16 protein-coding genes and 1 pseudogene are annotated in these 17,128 nt (G+C 70.9%); 8 read left to right on the top strand and 9 right to left on the bottom strand.

The genetic code is table 11. The annotated features are described in order from the left end of the window. Nucleotides 1-342: 342 nt before the first annotated feature. Entirely contained in the window at nt 343-987 is a 645-nt protein-coding gene (locus EDD92_RS16185) for a LysE family translocator (RefSeq protein WP_123964974.1), read from the top strand. A gap of 170 nt (nt 988-1,157) precedes the next feature. Beyond that, a pseudogene (locus EDD92_RS16180) lies at nt 1,158-2,091 on the top strand (RNA-guided endonuclease InsQ/TnpB family protein); the annotation flags it as partial. Between the two features lie 186 nt (nt 2,092-2,277). Here the strand turns inward: EDD92_RS16180 and EDD92_RS16175 are convergent. After that, the gene (locus tag EDD92_RS16175; protein WP_185124032.1) at nt 2,278-2,763 is read right to left on the bottom strand and encodes a DUF4232 domain-containing protein; all 486 of its coding nucleotides are present in this window, start codon (nt 2,761-2,763) and stop codon (nt 2,278-2,280) included. Nucleotides 2,764-2,972: 209 nt separating this feature from the next. Between EDD92_RS16175 and EDD92_RS16170 the strand changes: the two genes are divergently transcribed. The 3 genes from EDD92_RS16170 (at nt 2,973) to EDD92_RS16160 (ending at nt 5,701) form a co-directional block, all read left to right on the top strand. Next, nucleotides 2,973-3,899, top strand: a complete 927-nt coding sequence (locus tag EDD92_RS16170; RefSeq protein ID WP_123964972.1) for an oxidoreductase — start codon at nt 2,973-2,975, stop codon at nt 3,897-3,899. A 222-nt stretch (nt 3,900-4,121) separates the two neighbouring features. Further along, nucleotides 4,122-5,456 carry a S8 family serine peptidase gene (locus tag EDD92_RS16165; protein ID WP_123964971.1) on the top strand — a complete coding sequence of 445 codons (1,335 nt, stop codon included), beginning with the start codon at nt 4,122-4,124 and terminating at the stop codon, nt 5,454-5,456. Further along, the gene (locus tag EDD92_RS16160) at nt 5,453-5,701 is read left to right on the top strand and encodes a hypothetical protein (protein ID WP_123964970.1); all 249 of its coding nucleotides are present in this window, start codon (nt 5,453-5,455) and stop codon (nt 5,699-5,701) included. The genes EDD92_RS16165 and EDD92_RS16160 overlap by 4 nt, the downstream gene beginning before the upstream one ends. 9 nt (nt 5,702-5,710) lie before the next feature. On the opposite strand, the gene EDD92_RS16155 is transcribed toward EDD92_RS16160, so the two are convergent. The 5 genes from EDD92_RS16155 to EDD92_RS16135 all read right to left on the bottom strand — a co-directional run bounded on the left by EDD92_RS16155 (nt 5,711) and on the right by EDD92_RS16135 (nt 11,474). Beyond that, on the bottom strand, nt 5,711-6,496 hold the full coding sequence (locus tag EDD92_RS16155; RefSeq protein WP_123964969.1) for an SDR family NAD(P)-dependent oxidoreductase: 786 nt from the start codon (nt 6,494-6,496) through the stop codon (nt 5,711-5,713). Between the two features lie 80 nt (nt 6,497-6,576). Continuing rightward, nucleotides 6,577-7,161, bottom strand: a complete 585-nt coding sequence (locus tag EDD92_RS16150) for a TetR/AcrR family transcriptional regulator (RefSeq protein ID WP_123964968.1) — start codon at nt 7,159-7,161, stop codon at nt 6,577-6,579. A 55-nt stretch (nt 7,162-7,216) separates the two neighbouring features. Next, on the bottom strand, nt 7,217-7,567 hold the full coding sequence (nirD, locus tag EDD92_RS16145; RefSeq protein WP_123964967.1) for a nitrite reductase small subunit NirD: 351 nt from the start codon (nt 7,565-7,567) through the stop codon (nt 7,217-7,219). Next, complete coding sequence (gene nirB, locus EDD92_RS16140; RefSeq protein WP_123964966.1) at nt 7,564-10,164, bottom strand: nitrite reductase large subunit NirB; 2,601 nt, start codon at nt 10,162-10,164, stop codon at nt 7,564-7,566. Before nirB ends, nirD begins: the two co-directional genes overlap by 4 nt. Beyond that, nucleotides 10,164-11,474, bottom strand: a complete 1,311-nt coding sequence (locus EDD92_RS16135) for an NAD(P)/FAD-dependent oxidoreductase (protein ID WP_123964965.1) — start codon at nt 11,472-11,474, stop codon at nt 10,164-10,166. Before EDD92_RS16135 ends, nirB begins: the two co-directional genes overlap by 1 nt. Nucleotides 11,475-11,689: 215 nt before the next feature. On the opposite strand from EDD92_RS16135, the gene EDD92_RS16130 reads away from it, so the two are divergent. Both EDD92_RS16130 and cpt read left to right on the top strand, forming a co-directional pair. After that, nucleotides 11,690-12,472, top strand: a complete 783-nt coding sequence (locus tag EDD92_RS16130; protein ID WP_123964964.1) for a sulfite exporter TauE/SafE family protein — start codon at nt 11,690-11,692, stop codon at nt 12,470-12,472. 43 nt (nt 12,473-12,515) lie between these two features. Beyond that, the gene (gene cpt, locus EDD92_RS16125; RefSeq protein ID WP_123964963.1) at nt 12,516-13,058 is read left to right on the top strand and encodes a chloramphenicol phosphotransferase CPT; all 543 of its coding nucleotides are present in this window, start codon (nt 12,516-12,518) and stop codon (nt 13,056-13,058) included. An 89-nt stretch (nt 13,059-13,147) separates the two neighbouring features. Here the strand turns inward: cpt and EDD92_RS16120 are convergent, their stop codons facing one another. Together EDD92_RS16120 and EDD92_RS16115 are read right to left on the bottom strand one after the other, a co-directional pair. Further along, nucleotides 13,148-13,771 (bottom strand): class F sortase, encoded by a 624-nt coding sequence (locus EDD92_RS16120; protein WP_123964962.1) that lies wholly within the window; start codon nt 13,769-13,771, stop codon nt 13,148-13,150. A gap of 117 nt (nt 13,772-13,888) precedes the next feature. Continuing rightward, the gene (locus EDD92_RS16115) at nt 13,889-14,413 is read right to left on the bottom strand and encodes a hypothetical protein (RefSeq protein WP_123964961.1); all 525 of its coding nucleotides are present in this window, start codon (nt 14,411-14,413) and stop codon (nt 13,889-13,891) included. 302 nt (nt 14,414-14,715) lie between these two features. Between EDD92_RS16115 and EDD92_RS16110 the strand changes: the two genes are divergently transcribed. Further along, nucleotides 14,716-15,315 (top strand): NADPH-dependent FMN reductase, encoded by a 600-nt coding sequence (locus EDD92_RS16110; protein WP_123964960.1) that lies wholly within the window; start codon nt 14,716-14,718, stop codon nt 15,313-15,315. A 99-nt stretch (nt 15,316-15,414) separates the two neighbouring features. Here EDD92_RS16110 and EDD92_RS16105 read toward each other — a convergent pair whose 3' ends face one another. After that, nucleotides 15,415-17,067 carry a M4 family metallopeptidase gene (locus tag EDD92_RS16105; RefSeq protein ID WP_123964959.1) on the bottom strand — a complete coding sequence of 551 codons (1,653 nt, stop codon included), beginning with the start codon at nt 17,065-17,067 and terminating at the stop codon, nt 15,415-15,417. Nucleotides 17,068-17,128 lie beyond the last annotated feature (61 nt).

Below are 17,128 nucleotides of genomic sequence, written 5' to 3'. Positions count from 1 at the left end.
CCGACCCTCAACACCGATGGGCGGCGGCTCCGGACCACGAAAGAGGGCGGCACCCTGTGCGGAGGGTGCCGCCCTCTCCTGCATTCTCTGCGGAGACCGTCCAGCCAAGTCGCTGACCAGTGAAAATGACATCTGACCAGGTGAGGCGCTGACCTGCGCGTTCTCAGCACTTGATGTCGTCGGCGGCCGGGAACGGGGCCGGGGGTGGATGAAGGTACCGAGCGGCAGGGCCGTATTCTGCAGCAGGCGAGACAGGCTCTGCAGATGCGGCGTAGCCGTCCGTTGCAACCGGGCGACCCATTCCGTGTTCAGGTGCCCGACGAACGACCAGGAGGTTGACCGGTGATCACTCTGACCGCAGTCGGAGGAGTGGCCCTGGTCGAACTGGGCATGGCCCTGACTCCCGGACCGAACATGATCCACCTCGCCTCCCGTGTGATCACCCAAGGCCGCAGGGCGGGCCTGGTCAGCCTCAGTGGGACCGCTGTGGGATTCGTGTGCTACCTGCTGGCCGCAGCTGCGGGCCTGTCCGCGTTGTTCGCTGCCGTGCCGGTGGCGTTCATGGTGGTCAAGCTTGCCGGGGCCGTCTACCTGGCCTACCTCGCCTGGGGCATGCTCAAGCCCGGCGGCCGCTCGCCCTTTGCCCCGGCACAGGACCTGCCTCCCGTCTCCGACGCCCGCCTGTTCTCGATGGGGCTGCTGACCAACCTGCTCAACCCCAAGATCGCTCTTTTGTATGCCGCCCTGCTGCCCCAGTTCCTGGACCCGCAGGCCGGTCCGGCCTGGGGGCAACTGCTCCAGCTCGGTGGTGTGCAGATCATCGTGGGGCTCTGCGTGAACGCTCTGATCATGCTGGGCGCAGCGCGGGTGTCGGCGTTTCTGGCCGCCCGGCCCCGCGCCATGATCGCCCAGCGGTTCACGGCAGGCGGCTTGCTCGGCGTCTTCGCGCTGCGAACCGCCCTGTCCAGCACTCCTGCCTCCACCTGAGCCAGGCTCACGGGCCTGTGACACCGGTCCTGCTGTGAGAGTCGATGCGGGGACCTTCATGGCGTCCGACCAGGCGCTACAGAGTTTCATTCGCAGTGCATCGGGCTTCAGCCCGGTGGTGAAGCGAATCTCGTGAGTGCGGCGCGGAGCAGCTTCGGTACGCCTTCCGGTTGTACCCGGAGCCTGGTCAACGCGTCGCGTTGGCAAGGGCGTTCGGGTGTGCCCGTGTCGTGTTCAACGACGCGGTACGCGCCCGCGAGGATGCCTGCGCGGCCCAGGAGCCCTACCCCGGTGCCGCCGTCCTGTCCCAGCGGTTGATCACCCGGGCAAAGAAGACCCCCGAACGCTCCTGGCCGGCCGAGGTGTCGTCGGTCGTTCTGCAGCAGGCTTTGCTGGATGTGGAGGCCGCGTACAAGAACTTCTTCGCCTCGTTGAAGGGGGAGCGTAAGGGGAAGCGGGTGGGTGCGCCGCGGTTCAGGTCGCGCAAGGACTCGCGGCAGGCGATCCGGTTCACGGCCACGCCCGCTGGAAGATCACGAGCAGTGGGCGGCTGTCGCTGCCGAAGATCGGCGATGTGAAGGTTAAGGGGTCACGGGTCCTGCCGGTGACACCGTCGAGTGTGACGGTGATCTTGGATGCGGCGGGCCGGTACTTCGCCAGCTTTGTCATCGACACCGACGACGAGACGGACCGGGCCCGCTGGGCGGAGCCGGACCCTGAGACCGCGATCGGCATCGACCTGGGCCTCACTCACTTTGCCGTTCTCTCCGACGGCACGAAGATCGGCTCCCCGCGGTTTCTGCGCCGGGCGGAGAAGAAGCTGAAGAAGGCGCAGCGGGAGCTGTCCCGTAAGCGGAAGGGGTCGAAGAACCGTGCGAAGGCCCGCCTGAAGGTGGCCCGTGCTCACGCGGCTGTGGCTGATGCGCGCAAGGAGTTCCACCACCAGCTCTCCACCCGGCTGATCCGCGAGAACCAAGCGGTCGCGGTGGAGGACCTGGCGGTCTCTGGGCTCGCGCGCACCCGGCTGGCCAAGAGCGTGCACGACGCGGGCTGGTCGGACACCGGGACGGGCCCAAGCCCCTGCAGGTACGGGAGTGGACCTGCCCCGTGGGATGGGGTCGGGCGCGGGCCGTCGCCCACCACCCAGGAGGCGCCGGGCCGACCGTGGTCGACTTCGACATCGTGTGGGCCCGCGCGAGGGCCCGCCACCCGCACCGTGCGCACCACCCGGCGAGCACTGGATCCACTTGGGCGTCATGCAGTCGGCCCAGGCCGTGCTGCTTCGCCTCCTCAGAAGGTGCCCTGGGTGTTGACCGGGCCGACCTGGAAGATGCCGGAGCAGATCGTCCAGGAAGCGGGGACGAGGACTGCCTGGTGCGAGGCTGGGGGATAGATCCGCAGGTAGGTGCTGGTGCGCAGGCAGGGCCCGCCGATCGGTCCGTTCGTGGTGCGGATGACCGCCGAGACGGTGTGGGCGGGGGCGAGCGTGACGGTGGAGTAGGCCTGGCCGGTGCGGGTGGCGGCCGGGCCGATCTGCCGGTGGCCCGTGTCCAGGGCGCTGACGCCCGGATAACCGCGCAGGGTGCAGCCGGTCGTAGAGGTGTTGGTGAACCGGATCGGCCAGTACACCGAGCCCGCCGCGCCCTCCTTGCGCCCCATGGAGAGGTAGAGGTCGCTCACGGCGCAGGTACGCAGTCCCTGCGCCGCCGTCGCGGTCGCTGCCGTCGCGCTCCATGCCGCTCCCGCCCCCGCGAGACCGAGGAGGCCGGCGGCCATGAGGGCGGCTATGCCGCGTCGGGTACGTCGCTGAGAGTGAACAAACATGGCATATCCGCCTCCGTCGGGCGAATGGGTGGATGTGTACGTTCTGTTGGATGAGTGCCCAGCGGAAAAAGTTGTACCGGGTGGCCGACGAACCCCTCGGGCGACATGCCCGGACCCCTCTCCTACGCTGGGAAGCACCCGCACGCGGAGGGAGCCCGCCCATGTCCGGCTGGAACGAGAAGGCCGTCCCCGACCAGAGCGGGCGCATCGCGGTCGTGACCGGGTCCAACAGCGGGCTCGGCTACGTCGTCGCGCGGGAACTGGCGCGCAAGGGGGCGCGGGTGGTGCTCGCGTGCCGGAGCGAGGCGCGGGGGAGCGCGGCGGCGGACCGGATCGTGGCCGAAGTGCCAGGCGCGATCGCGGAGTTCGCGCGGCTGGATCTCGGGGACCTGGACTCTGTACGGGAGTTCGCGGCGTCGTATCGCTACGACTATCTCGATCTGCTCGTCAACAACGCCGGGGTGATGGCGTTGCCGTACGGGACGACGGCGGACGGCTTCGAGACGCAGTTCGGGGTCAACCACCTCGGGCACTTCGCGCTTACCGGGCTGCTGCTGCCCACCCTGCTCGCCACTTCCGGCGCCCGTGTCGTGAGCGTCTCCAGTGGGATGCACGCGGTGGCCAACATCGACATCGACGACCTCAACAGCGAGCACCGGTACCGGCGTTGGATCGCATACGCCCGCTCCAAGACCGCCAATCTGCTCTTCGTCCACGAGCTTGCGCGCAGGCTCGCGGCGCATGGCGCGGACGTGGTGGCGGCCGCGGCCCATCCCGGGTACGCGGCCACCAATCTGCAGGGGGCCGGACCCCGCATGGAGGGGCGCAGGCTGGTCGGGCGGGTGGTGGAGCTCGGCAACCGGGTCTTCGCGCAGTCGGCGGAGGCCGGGGCACTGCCCGTCCTGTACGCCGCCACGGCGCCGAACGTGCGGCCGGACTCCTTCACCGGACCGTCGTTGATGATGTGGCGCGGGGCGCCCGCCCCGTCCTGGCGGGCGCCGTGGACGCTCAATGACGCCGCGGGGGAACGGCTTTGGGCCGCGTCCGAGCGGCTCACCGGGGTGGCGTACGACGCGTTGAAGGTGTGACCGGGCGCGTCCTGCGCGCTGTCGTGTTGCGGGCCTGCGTGCTCGGTGCGACGGTTGTCCAGGGGGCGATGCCGACGGCCTGACGAAGGGAATCCTTGCAGGTCACGGCAGTACACGTCGATCCACACGACTGATCTGCGCCCCTTTGTCCGGCGCTGGCTCTCCGTGTCCCGACGTGTGTCCACGAACGGGGGGAGCAGCGCACAGAAAGCGGGAAATTCAATGGCGAACGGACCCATGGACAGGCGCGCCTTCGGCGAGCACCCCGATCGGCCCCACCCCCGATTCGAAGGCCAGGGAGCGGAGTACACCGGCCGGTACGTGGTGTTGCTCGACCCGAGCAACCAGGAGAGCGGGTTGAACGCACTGCGTTCCTCCGCAGACATCGCGTCCGTCGAACGTGTCCGCGGAACCGACGTCGAGAACGTCTCCGAGCTCCTCGAGCGCCCTGACGTCTCGGTGCACTTCGAGGAACTCGGCGCGGCCGTCGTCGAGGTACGGCCCGAGCAGCGTCATGCGCTGGTGACCACGGCGGAGAGGGAGTCGTCGATCATCGCGGCGGAGCCGGAGCGCAAGGTGTACGCCTTCCCGGTCACCGCCCCGACGCAGGCGCCGACCGAGTTCTATCCGGCCTACCGCAGTGACGAGGACGTGGTCGGCCGCCACTCCAGGGCCGAGATGGCCGCCGCCCAGGGCCCGGCCTGGGACGAGCAGAGCTGCACCTGGGGCCTGCAGGCGATCCGGGCCCACCTGTCCCAGCTGACCGGGCGCGACGTGAAGATCGCCGTGCTGGACACCGGCATGGACACCGACCATCCGGACTTCGCCGGCCGCATCGAGGCCACGGCCTCGTTCGTCCCCGGCGAGCCCGTCAAGGACGGCCACGGCCACGGCACGCACTGCATCGGCACCGCCGCAGGCCCTGCCCACCCCCAGCAGGGACCCCGCTACGGCGTGGCCTGCGAGGCCCGCATCCTCGCGGGGAAGGTGCTCAACAACCAGGGCACCGGCACCGACGGCCAGATCCTGGCGGGCATGGCCTGGGCCGTGGCCCACGGCGCGAAGGTGATCTCCATGTCGCTGGGCGCGCCGGTCCAGCCGGGTGAGCTCTTCCCGCAGACCTACGAGAAGCTGGCCCAGCGTGCGCTGGAACGCGGGACGGTGATCGTCGCCGCCGCGGGCAACGACAGCCACCGGCCCACGGAGGTCAGGCCCGTCGGCCGGCCGGCCAACTGTCCCTCCATCCTCGCGGTGGGCGCGCTGGACAAGGCGATCAGGACGCCGTTCTTCTCCAACGGCGCCATCAACGGGCAGGGCGGGGAGGTCAACATCGCCGCACCCGGCTGGCAGGTGTTCTCGGCCAAGCCCGGCGGCGGGCAGCAGGAGATGAGCGGTACCAGCATGGCCACCCCGCACGTGGCGGGTGTCCTGGCACTGCTCGCCCAGGCGAACCCCAACGCCTCCGCGAAGGAGCTGTGGAACGCCCTGCAGGCCGGGGCCTACCCGCTGATGCAGCCGAGCAAGGACATCGGCGCGGGCCTCCTCCAGGCCCCGTGACCGAGTCGTCCCACTCCGCTCCGGTCGGGGTCGTCCTCGCGGTCGACCCCGACCGGTTCGCGGAGGTCGTCGCGGCCCTGCGGCGGGCCGGTCTCACGGTCACGGGCGAGCAGCCGATCCTCGGCACACTCTCCGGAACCGTCGCGGAGGACCGGATCCCCGCCCTGGAAGCGGTCGACGGCGTGGACGCCGTCGACCGGGAACTCACCATCCAGCTCCCGCCTCCTGACGAGCCGATCCAGTGATCCCCCGGATCAGGCCGTCGCCCCGCTGTCCACCACCAGGTCCGTGCCCACCACCGAGGCCGCGTCGTCCGAGGCCAGGTACAGGACGGCGGCGGCCACCTCCCCAGTCGCCGAGAGGCGGCCGAGGGGGAGGGCGGCCCGCACCCGTTCGGCGCGGTCCGCCTCCGTCTCGCCGGGGCGCAGTGACATGGGTGTGTCGGTCGCGCCGGGGCTGACCACGTTGATGCGGACGCCGTCACGGATGTGGTCCAGGGCGGCGCCCCTGCTGAGCGCGGCGACGGCGGCCTTGGAGGCGGCGTACGCGGCGGCCCCCGGGATGCGGGTGTGCGCACCGAGGTTGGAGGCGACGTTCACGATCGCGCCGCCGGACGGCTGGCTGCGCATCTGGCGGATCTGGGCCCTGAGGGCCAGGAACGTGCCGGTGACGTTGATGTCGAGCTGGGTGTGCCAGTCGGCCTCCGGCAGTTCGGCCAGCGGGCCGCCGCCCCGGAGCACGCCCGCGTTGTTGACCGCCACGTCGAGCGAGCCGAAGGCTTCGACGGCCGCCTCCACCAGCGCCTGGTTGTCGGCGGCTGCGGACACGTCGGCGGTGACCGCCAGTGCCTTGCCGCCCCGGTCCTCGATCAGGCGGACCGTCTCGTCGAGCGGTTCCCTTCGGCGTCCTGCCACGACGACCCGGGCACCCTCCGCCGCGAACGCGAGCGCGATCGCCCGTCCTATGCCGGAGCCCGCGCCCGTGACCAGGGCGGTCCGGTCCGAGAAGCGGCTGCCGGTGGTGTGAGTGGTGGTGGTCATGATCTCCCCTGTTCTTGACCGATCGGTTCAGTATGTGGGCGTGGAAAACGCCCCTCGGAGGGAGGGGCGTTCCCGGAGTCTCAGTCGAGCAGGGCCAGCGCCTGCTCCGCCGCGTCCCGGACCCTGGCCGGGTCGGCGGACGCCTTGCCGACCACCCGCAGGCCCTGCAGCAGCACCAGCAGCATGCGGGCGAGGGTGAGCGGATCGCGGCCGGCGGGCAGTTCGCCCTGGGCCTGCGCGCGGACCAGGGCCGAGTGCAGCACGGTTTCGAGATGGTCCCAGTTGCGCTCCACGCGCCGGGCGGCCGCCGGGTCGTGCGGGGCGAGTTCGCTCGCCGTGTTGGTGACCAGGCAGCCGTTCAGGCGCAGTTGCTCGTCGGCCGCCTCGGTGGCGTAGCGCCGTACGAGTGCTCGTACGGCGGGCAGGGCCGGTCCCGGCTGGGACAGCTCCCGCACGATCGGCGGGAGCCCGGCCCGGTCATAGCGCTCCAGCGCTTTCAGATACAGCTCGTGCTTGCTGCCGAAGGTCGCGTAGATGCTGGCGCGGCCGATGCCCAGGTGGTCCACCAGCTCGGACATCGACGTCGCCTCGTAGCCGCGCCGCCAGAACAGCTCCAGGGCCGACTGCAGCGCGGCGTCGGGATCGAACTCCTTGGTCCTGGCCACGTGGTGCAGCCTAGATCCAACGAGAACGGTCGGTCAAGAAATCCCGGGCGGGAGCCTACGCCGCCCGCACCTCGTAGGTCGCGATCCGCACCGACTCGTCGTCCAGGCACTGCCCCGACAGCAGGTCGAACCGCTGCTTCAGCAGGGGCGAGGCGACGAACGGGCGGCCCTGGTGGGTACCGGTCAGGCCGCGGGAGAGGACCGCCGCGCCGCCGAAGGGGTCACGGTTGTCGACGGCGTACAGCTCGCCGTTGCGGTCGCGGAACAGGGCGGCCTGGCGGCCGTCGGGCAGGAGCGCGGCCACTCCGCGGCCGGGGACCAACTGGTTCAGTTCGCAGACCGCGAACCAGTCGTTCCCCAGCTGCAGTTCGACCTTCAGGTCGGTGGTCTCGGGTGCCAGGGTCATCGCTGGGCGCTTCCTTCCAGGAGGTCTTCAGAGGGGCGCATGCCGATGGACAGCAACGGCAGGTCGGGCTTGATCTGGTCGCGTTCCGGGACGAAGCCGACGACCGGGTCGGGGGTGTCGGGCGCGTTCACGAAGGACACGAACCGGGCGAGCTTCTCCGGGTTGTTGATGGTGGTCGCCCACTCGTCGGCGTAGTTCGCCACGTGGTCCGCCATCAGGGACTCCAGCTCCTCGCAGATGCCGAGGGAGTCCTCCACCACCACCTCGCGTACGTGGTCCAGGCCGCCGGGGATGCGCTCCAGCCAGGTCGAGGTGCGCTCCAGGCGGTCGGCGGTGCGGATGTAGAACATCAGGAACCGGTCGATCAGGCGGACCAGTTCGGCGTCGGAAAGGTCCTGCGCGAGCAGGTCCGCGTGGCGCGGGGTGGCGCCGCCGTTGCCGCCGACGTACAGGTTCCAGCCGCCCGCGGTGGCGATCACGCCGAAGTCCTTCGACTGGGCCTCGGCGCACTCGCGGGCGCACCCGGAGACCGCCGACTTGAGCTTGTGCGGCGACCTCAGGCCCCGGTAGCGCAGCTCCAGGTCGATCGCCATGCGGACGGAGTCCTGGACGCCGTAGCGGCACCAGGTCTGGCCCACGCAGGACTTGACGGTGCGCAGGGCCTTTCCGTAGGCGTGGCCGGACTCGAAGCCCGCGTCCACCAACCGGGCCCAGATCAGCGGGAGTTGCTCGACGCGCGCGCCGAACATGTCGATCCGCTGGCCACCGGTGATCTTCGTGTAGAGGCCGAAGTCGCGGGCGATCTCGCCGATCACGATGAGGCCCTCGGGGGTGATCTCACCGCCGGGGATCCGCGGGACGACCGAGTACGAGCCGTTCTTCTGCAGGTTGGCGAGGAAGTGGTCGTTGCTGTCCTGCAGGGAGGCCTGCTCGCCGTCCAGGACGTAGCCGCTCGCGCCGATCGTCGGGGCGAGGGAGGCGATGATCGAGGCGACCGCCGGCTTGCAGATCTCGCAGCCGTCGCCGCCCTTGGCCCCGTCGCGGCCGTAGCGGTCCAGCAGGTCCTGGTAGGTGTTGATGCGCAGGGCGAGGACGATCTCGTAGAGCTCCTCGCGGGTCTGCGAGAAGCAGCCGCACAGGCCCTTGTCGACCTCGACGCCGGACGCCTCCAGCTCGGCCGTGACCAGCTGGCCCAGCACCTTGACGCAACTGCCGCAGGTCGTACCGGCCTTGGTGCACTTCTTCACCTCGGGCACGGTGGTGCAGTTGTGCTCGGTGACGGCGCCGCGGATCGTGCCCTTGCGGACGTTGTTGCAGGAGCAGATGATCGCGTCGTCCGGCAGCGCGGTCGGGCCGAGCTGGACCGACTCCCCGGCGCCGGCGGGCAGCACCAGCGACTCGGGCGAGACCGGCGGGACGGAGCCGGTGAAGGCCTTCAGCGTGCCGTACGCCTCCGCGTCGCCGACCAGGATGCCGCCGAGCAGCGTGCCGTCGCGGCCGATGACCAGCTTCTTGTACAGGCCCGCGCGGGAGTCGGAGTAGACGACGTCGAGACAGTCCTCGGTGGCGCCGTGCGCGTCGCCGAAGGACGCCACGTCCACGCCGAGCAGCTTCAGCTTGGTGGAGAGGTCGGCGCCGGTGAACTCCGCCTCGTCCTGGGCGATCGTCGCGGCGGCCGTCTCGGCCTGCTCGTAACCGGGGGCGACCAGGCCGTACACCCGGCCGTCGGAGGCCAGCGCGCACTCGCCGATCGCGAAGACGTGGGGGTCGGAGACGGTACGGCACTGCTCGTCGACGGTGATGCCGCCGCGCTCGCCGACCGTGAGGCCGCAGTCGCGGGCCAGCTGGTCGCGGGGGCGGACACCGGCGCTGAACACCACCAGGTCGGTGGCGAGTTCGGAGCCGTCGGAGAGCTTCATGCCGGTGACGGCACCGTCCTCGCCGACGACGATCTCCTGGGTGCCGACGCCCGTGTGGACGGTCAGGCCCATCTCCTCGATGGTGCGCAGGAGGGCCGCGCCGCCGCCCTCGTCGACCTGGACGGGCATCAGACGCGGCGCGAACTCCACGATGTGGGAGGTGAGCCCGAGGCCCTTCAGCGCGCCCGCGGCCTCAAGTCCGAGCAGACCGCCGCCGACCACCGCACCGGTCGTCGCCTTCGTCTTCGCGTACTCCTCGATCGCGAGGAGGTCCTCGATCGTGCGGTAGACGAAGCAGCCCTCGGCGTCCTTGTTCGGGACCGGCGGCACGAAGGGGAAGGAACCGGTGGCCAGGACGAGGGTGTCGTACTCGAAGACCTTGCCGGACTTCGCCGTGACCTTCTTCGCCTCGCGGTCGACGGTCTCCGCCGGGTCGCCGACGTACAGCTCGATGCCGTGGTCGTTGATGAACTCCATGTCGGTCATGGAGAGCTCCTCGGGCGTCTTGCCCGAGAAGTACGAGGTGAGCGCTACGCGATCGTACGCGGGACGCGGCTCCTCGCACAGCACGACCACGCGGTGCGTGGCGGTCAGGCCGCGCTCGGCGAGCGCTTCGAGGAAGCGCTGGCCGACCATGCCGTGGCCGACGAGCACGATCGTGGGGGTGCCGGTGGACATCAGGAGCCTCCATCGTTGGTGAGCAGGTGGAGCAGAGGGGCACCGTCGGCGGGGAGCGGCTCTGCCCCCTCCCAGGCGCGGGCGAGTGCGCCGACGGTGCCCAGTTCGCCGACGAGGACCCCGCCGACCAGGCGGTCGTCGCGGACGACGACCTTGCGGTAGGTGCCACGGGTGGCGTCGGCCAGCTGGACGACGTCGTCGCCGGGCCGGGCCTCCGTCTCACCGAACGCGGCGAGGTCGAAGGGGGAGTCGTGCCCGGCGAGCGTGAGCCGGGTCAGCGCACGGGTGCCGGTGTAGCGGGCGCTCGTGCGGCCGGACAGCAACTCGGCCAGGACTTCCGCCTGTTCGAGCGCCGGGGTGGCGAGCCCGTAGACCTCGCCGTCGTGCTGGACGCAGTCGCCGATGGCCCGGATGTGCGGGTCGGAGGTGCGGAGCTCGTCGTCGACGACGATCCCCTTGCGCACGTCGAGACCGGCGATCTGGGCGAGGCCGACGCGCGGGTGCACCCCGCAGGCCAGCACCACCAGGTCCGCGTCGAGGGCGTACCCGTCGTGCATCTCCACCGAGCGGACCGCACCGCCCACGCAGCGCACGTCGCGCACCCGGCACTCCGTGTGGATCTCGACGCCGAGGTCCTTCAGGTGCCGGTGTACGAGCTTCGAGGCGCTCGGGTCGAGCTGGCGCTCCATGAGCCGCTCGCCCTGCTGGGCGAGGACTACCTGCGCGCCGCGCCGGGCGAGCGCGCGGGCCGCGGAGACCCCGAGGAGCCCGCCGCCGATGACGACCGCCTTCACGCCCGGCCGTACGGCCTTCGACAGCCCCAGGCAGTCGTCCATGGTCCGGAACGCGTGCACGCCCTCGGGCAGCACGTGGTCCGGGGTTCTGTGGCTTCCCGGGGGACGACCCCCGGACCCCCGGCCGGAAGACCGGGTCGGCTGCTCAGCCCGGTGGGCAGAGGCGAGGTATGCGTCCCTGAACAGGCCGCGCAGGGGCGGGAGCACCGGGTTCGAGCCGGTGGCCAGGACCAGCGTGTCGTATGCGATCTTCGAGCCGTCCGCGCACTCGACGGTCCGCTCGGCGCGGTCGATGCCGGTGACCCGGGCGCGGGTCAGCTCCGCGGGCGCGGGCAGCGCGATCACCTCGGGGCTGTACCGTCCGGCCAGCACTTCGGCGAGAAGCACCCTGTTGTACGGGCGGTGCTCCTCCTCGCCGATCAGTGTCACGGGCGTGCCGAGCTCACCGAGCCGCCGGGCGAGACGGACGCCCGCGAGGCCGGCGCCGATCACCACCACACGCGTATTCGAGGTCATGCCTAGGAGCGTGCGATGCCGGTGTTACCCGGCAGCATCACATCTGTTTCCCGCGGGGAACGCTGCCCTCAGCAGCGGCCCGCCGAGGGTGTGAGGGTTCGGAGTGCACGTGGGGGGTGTGGTGTGAGGTGGGGGCGGGAGAGGGGCGTGCGGGGGGCATCGCACCCCCGGAATTACGTGGACGGCGCATGTATCCGGTCCATAGGGTCGCGATCATGCTCGACATATCGCTGACCATGCTCGCCGTGCTGTGCCTCGCCGCCCTGGCGGCCGGCTGGATCGACGCGGTGGTCGGCGGCGGCGGGCTGCTTCTCCTCCCGGTGCTCCTGCTGGGCCTGCCGGCGAGCACCCCGGCCGCCTGTGCCCTCGGCACCAACAAGGCGGTCGCCATCGTCGGCACGTCGGGCGCGGCCGTGACCTACGCCCGTAAGGCCCCCGTGGATGTCCGCCTGGCCGTACGCGTCGGTCTTGCGGCCCTCGCCGGCTCCTCCGCCGGTGCCTTCTTCGCGGCCGGCATGAGCACGGACGTACTCAAGCCGCTGATCATGGTCGTCCTTCTCGCGGTCGCCGCCTTCGTCATCCTGCGCCCCGCCTTCGGCACGGCCCCCGCAACCGGCCCCGCCACCCACCGCCAGATCCTCGCCGCGATCGGCCTCGCGGGCCTCGGCATCGGCTTCTACGACGGCCTCATCGGCCCCGGCACCGGCACGTTTCTCGTCCTCGCCCTCACCGCCGTCCTCCACCTCGACCTGGTGACCGCCTCCGCCACCGCGAAGATCGTCAACTGCTGCACCAACGCGGGCGCCCTCGCGACGTTCGCCTGGCAGGGCACGGTGCTGTGGCAACTGGCGGCTCTGATGGCCGTGTTCAACCTGGCGGGCGGCACGCTGGGCGCGCGGACGGCACTGAAACAGGGCAGCGGGTTCGTGCGGGTCGTGCTGCTGACGGTGGTGTTCGGGCTGGTGGCGAATCTTGCATACGAGCAGTGGCTCGCCTGAAAACCACTGGGGACCGCTCGGCGGGTTCCTCTACGGTGACCCGATGGCGACCCAGGTGATCGTGCTCAACGGCGGCTCCAGCTCCGGCAAGTCGGGGATCGTGCGGTGTCTGCAGGCGGTGCTGCCGGAGCCGTGGCTGGTCTTTGCGATCGACGGGCTGGTCGAGTCGATGCCCGCGTCGATGCAGGCCGCGCTCGTCTCACCGGACGGCGGGGTGACCGTGGGGCCGGAGTTCCGGAAGCTGCAGGACGCCTGGAGGGAGGGCGTCGCGGCAACCGTGCGCGCGGGCGCCCCGGTCATCGTCGACGACGTGTTCCTCGGCGGCGGGGAATCGCAGGAGGGGTGGCGGAAGACCCTGGTCGGCCTGGACGTCCTGTGGGTCGGCGTGCGCTGCGAGGCCGCGGTCGCCGCGGGCCGGGAGATCGCGCGGGGCGACCGGGTGCGCGGGATGGCGCAGCAGCAGGCGGAGCTGGTCCACCGGGGTGTGGAGTACGACGTGGAGGTGGACACCACGCACATGGAGTCGTTGCAGTGCGCGCGGACCATCGCGGGGGCGGTCATCGGCGGAACCCGGCAGCCGTACTGAGCGCTCCGTGGCTGTGCAGGTTTGGGGCTGTGCCCGTTTGGGGCGCCGCCGCGGCCTGTAGCGCTGACGTCGATACAGCCCCGCCCCTCTCAGTGGCTTTCGACGAGGTGCGCGAACACGACCACGTTCCCCTCATAGCCGGTCGACCGCGAATACCCCCCGCCGCAAGTGATCACCCGCAGCTCGGGCCGGTCCGCCGCGCCGTACACCTTCTCGTCGGGGAAGTGCTCGGCGTCGTACACCTCGACCGCGTCCGCCGAGAAGAGCGCCGTGCTGCCGTCCCGCCGGTCCACCTCGATGCGGCTTCCCTTCTTCAGGGCGCCGAGGTCGTAGAAGACGGCGGGACCGTCGGCGTTGTCGACATGGCCCGCGACGACGGCGGTCCCCTTCTCCCCGGGGGTGGTGCCTGCCTCGTACCAGCCCGCGAGGTTCCTCTTCGCGGCGGGCGGCACGTCGAGGCTGCCGGACGGGGTGAGCGCGAGGCCCATGAGGGGGGCGTCCACATGGATCGACGGGATGCGGATGCGGTCCGGCGGGGAGGGCGGCAGCGCGGGCGCGCCGCGCGGTTCGCCGCCGTGGCCGGTGTGGGCCGCCTGCGCGGCGGACGGCTGCGGCGGGGCATGCGTCCCGGCGCCGCCACCGAGCAGCCACGCGCCGGAACACAGCGCGACCACGGTGACGGTCCCTATCGCGCCGTTGCTGACTCTGCGCACGCGAGCCTCCTACCTGACTCGAGCGGTCGTACCCGGCCCCCTCCGAGCCGCGAGGGGCGTCGGACCCGGAGGGGGAGGGACATGCGGTACCGGCGGACGGACAGCGGAGGGTGCCCGTCAGATCCCGTCGCCTCTCGCCCGGCGATGCAGGAGCCAGGTACCGCCCGCGGCGGCAACGGCGAGAGCCGCCACGCCGGCCGCGGTCTGCACGGGATCGGGGCCCAGGGCGCCGCCGACCCCCGTCTTCACACTTCCGCGGGGCTCCTGTCCGCGGGGCGCGGTCAGGGTCACCACCAGGTCGCCCGTGACCTGGCGGTCGCCCTCGGCGCACTTCGCGACGATCTCGTACGTCCCCGGCTGCGCGCTCGGCGGTACCCGGAACTGCCCCACCGCCTCGCCGTCGTGCGCGCTCGGCGCCAGGGTGAAGACACCGGCCCCCACCGCTCCGGCGTCGCCCGTCGCCGTACCCTCCGTGCCGCACTCCGCGGTGTTCACGGTGATCTGGGTGCCCGGGACGGCCTGGGAGGGGAACACCTCCAGGCCGCCGCCGTCGTCGTCATCGGCATACGCGGGCGCGGCCACGAAGCCCGCGGCTGCGACGGCGAGGGCGGTACCGGTCAGCAGACGGGCGGTACGTCGCATCGATGCTCCTCCGAGCTCTCTTCGGTGTCCCCTGCCCTTCCGAGGTAAGTGGCAGCTGCGCGAGCCCGCTTCCTGAAGGTCTGTCAGAAATGCGGTGAATGGGTGTCAGATCCCTGCGCGGCGCGGTCGCTCGGGCGGACTTTCAGCAGGTCACCGGCGTATGACGGAGGCGTGGCGGAACAGCACCCGATGGGCGCAGGGCGCGCGTGTGAACGGGTGACCCCGGTGATCGCGGCGCGCACGCGACCTCAAAGAAGGCTGTGCTTGACCTCAAGAAAGGTTGAGGTACGAGGCTGGGGCGCATGCAGATCACAGATGCGCCCCTCGAAGCAGAAGCCCCTCTCGCCGTGACCCTCGTCGTCGGCAGCAACCGCCACGGCCGTTTCGGCCCTGTCGTCGCCGACTGGCTCCTGGACCGTATGCGCGACCGCGACGACCTGCTCCCCGAGGTCGTCGACGTGGCCGACGCGGACCTGCCCACGACCTTCGCCCCGACCTCCGAGGCGATGGCGGCACGCTCCTCGGTCACGCCGAAACTCGCGGCCGCGGACGCCTTCGTCGTCCTCACCCCCGAGTACAACCACTCCTACCCGGCCGGCCTCAAGAACCTCATCGACTGGCACTTCACCGAATGGCAGGCCAAGCCCGTCGCCCTCGCCTCCTACGGCGGCGTCTCGGGCGGCCTGCGCGCGGTCGAACACCTCCGCCAGGTCTTCGCCGAACTCCACGCGGTCACACTCCGCGACACGGTGTCCTTCCACAACGCGGGCGCGTCCTTCGACGAGGGACGACTCAAGGATCCGTCGGGCCCGGAGGCGGCGGCGAAGGTGATGCTGGATCAGCTGGTGTGGTGGGGGAGGGGGTTGCGGGAGGCACGGGAGAAGCGGCCGTACGGGCGGTAGGCGTGCCTGGGGCGGCCGGCCGCCCCAGGCACGCCTACCGCCCGTACGGCCGCCCCGATCCGATGACCGAGGCGGCCGCCCGTGCGCACACCATCACCATCAGTTCACGTTGACGGCACTCCAGGCCGCCGCCACCGCGTTGTACTCCGTACTCCCCGCCCCGTACAGATCCTTCGCCGCGTTCAAGGCCGCCGTACGCGCCCCGGCGTAGTTCGTCGAGGACGTCATGTAGACCGTCAGCGCCCGGTACCAGATCTGCCCCAGCTTCTCCCGCCCGATCCCCGTCACCGTTTTCCCGTTGGACGTCGGGGAGTTGTAGCTGACGCCGTTGATCGTCTTCGCGCCGCTGCCCTCCGCCAGGAGGTAGGCGAAGTGGTTGGCGACGCCCGAGGAGTAGTGGACGTCGAGATTGCCCACCGACGAGCTCCAGTAGTCGGCCGACTTGCCGTCCTTGGAGGGCTTGTCCATGTAGCGCAGGGCGGCTTGGCCGAATCCCGGCCGGACGATCTTCTCGCCGATCAGGTAGTCCCCGGGATCCGACGGGTTGTTGGCGTACCACTCCACCAGCGTGCCGAGGATGTCGGACGTCGCCTCGTTGAGGCCGCCGGACTCGCCCGAGTACGTCAGGGCCGCGGTCTTGGAGGTGACGCCGTGCGTCATCTCGTGGCCGGCCACGTCCAGGCCGACCAGCGGGCCGAGGTTCGTGCCGTCACCGTCGCCGTACGTCATGCAGAAGCAACTGTCGTCCCAGAAGGCGTTGTTGTACTTGTTGCCGTAGTGGACGCGGTTGTACGAGCCCTTGCCGTCGTTCGCGATGCCGTTGCGGCCGAAGGATTTCTTGTAGAAGTCCCAGGTCATGTTGGTGCCGTACTGGGCGTCCACGGCGGCGGAGGCGCGGTCGGCGTCCGTCCCCGTCCCCCAGTGGTTGTCCGTGTCCGTGAACACGGTCGACGGGGCGCGGCTGACGCAGATGCTGGTCAGGAAGCACAGGTCCGTCTGGTTCGACGCGTCACCCGTGTACGTGCCGCCGCGCGTCGCGTCCTTGAGCTGGTAGGCCGATCCCGACAGCGTCGTCTCCAGCGGGACCGTGCCGCTGTACAGCGACTTGCCGTCGCCCGTCGCCGTCTCGATGTCGTCCCATGCGTCGATCTGCGAGCCGGTCCTGGCGTCCGTGAGGACGGTGCGGGAGACCGGGTTGCCCAGGGAGTCCTTGGCCGCGACGTTCGTCCGCCACGCCAGTTTCGGCGTTCCGTGCAGGGCGTCGACGACCAGCTCCGGCCTGGCGGTCAGCTTCTTCAGTGTCTCGCCGAGATTGACCGCGCGCAGGGCGTTCGCCGCGAGGTCGGCGGCCTTTGGGGCCGATATGGAGGGGACGATCGAGGCGAGGGATATCTTGCTCCGCGTCGCCCGGTTCGCGCTGCGGTACGTTCCGTCCGAGGCCAGATGGACCACGAAGTCTCCGCCGAGCACCGGGAGTTGACGGTACGTCCGGTCGTAGCGCACATGCTGCGTGCCGTCGTTGTCGACGATCACGTCCCGCACCTTCGTGCCCTCGTCGGAGGTGAGCCCGAGGCTCGCGGCGTGCGCCAGGAGCGCCGATGCCGCGTTCGCGATCGCGCCCGCCCTGGTCGGTTGTTCGTCGGCCACGGCGGCGGGGGAGAGGGCCGCAGCCAGCAGGCTGGCGGTGGTGGCGGCCACGCCGAGAGCGGCGAGACGACGGGAACCTCGGACGTCGATACGTATCCGGCTCATCGATCTCCTCGAGAAGGCGCCAACGGGCGCGTGGGGGCGCGCCAAGAGACGCGTGGGGGCG

Source organism: Streptomyces sp. TLI_185 (assembly GCF_003814765.1).
In the GTDB taxonomy this organism is placed as follows: domain Bacteria; phylum Actinomycetota; class Actinomycetes; order Streptomycetales; family Streptomycetaceae; genus Streptomyces.
The sequence above is the reverse complement of the archived record's forward strand: the minus strand, read 5'-3'. Positions and strand labels throughout refer to the sequence as shown.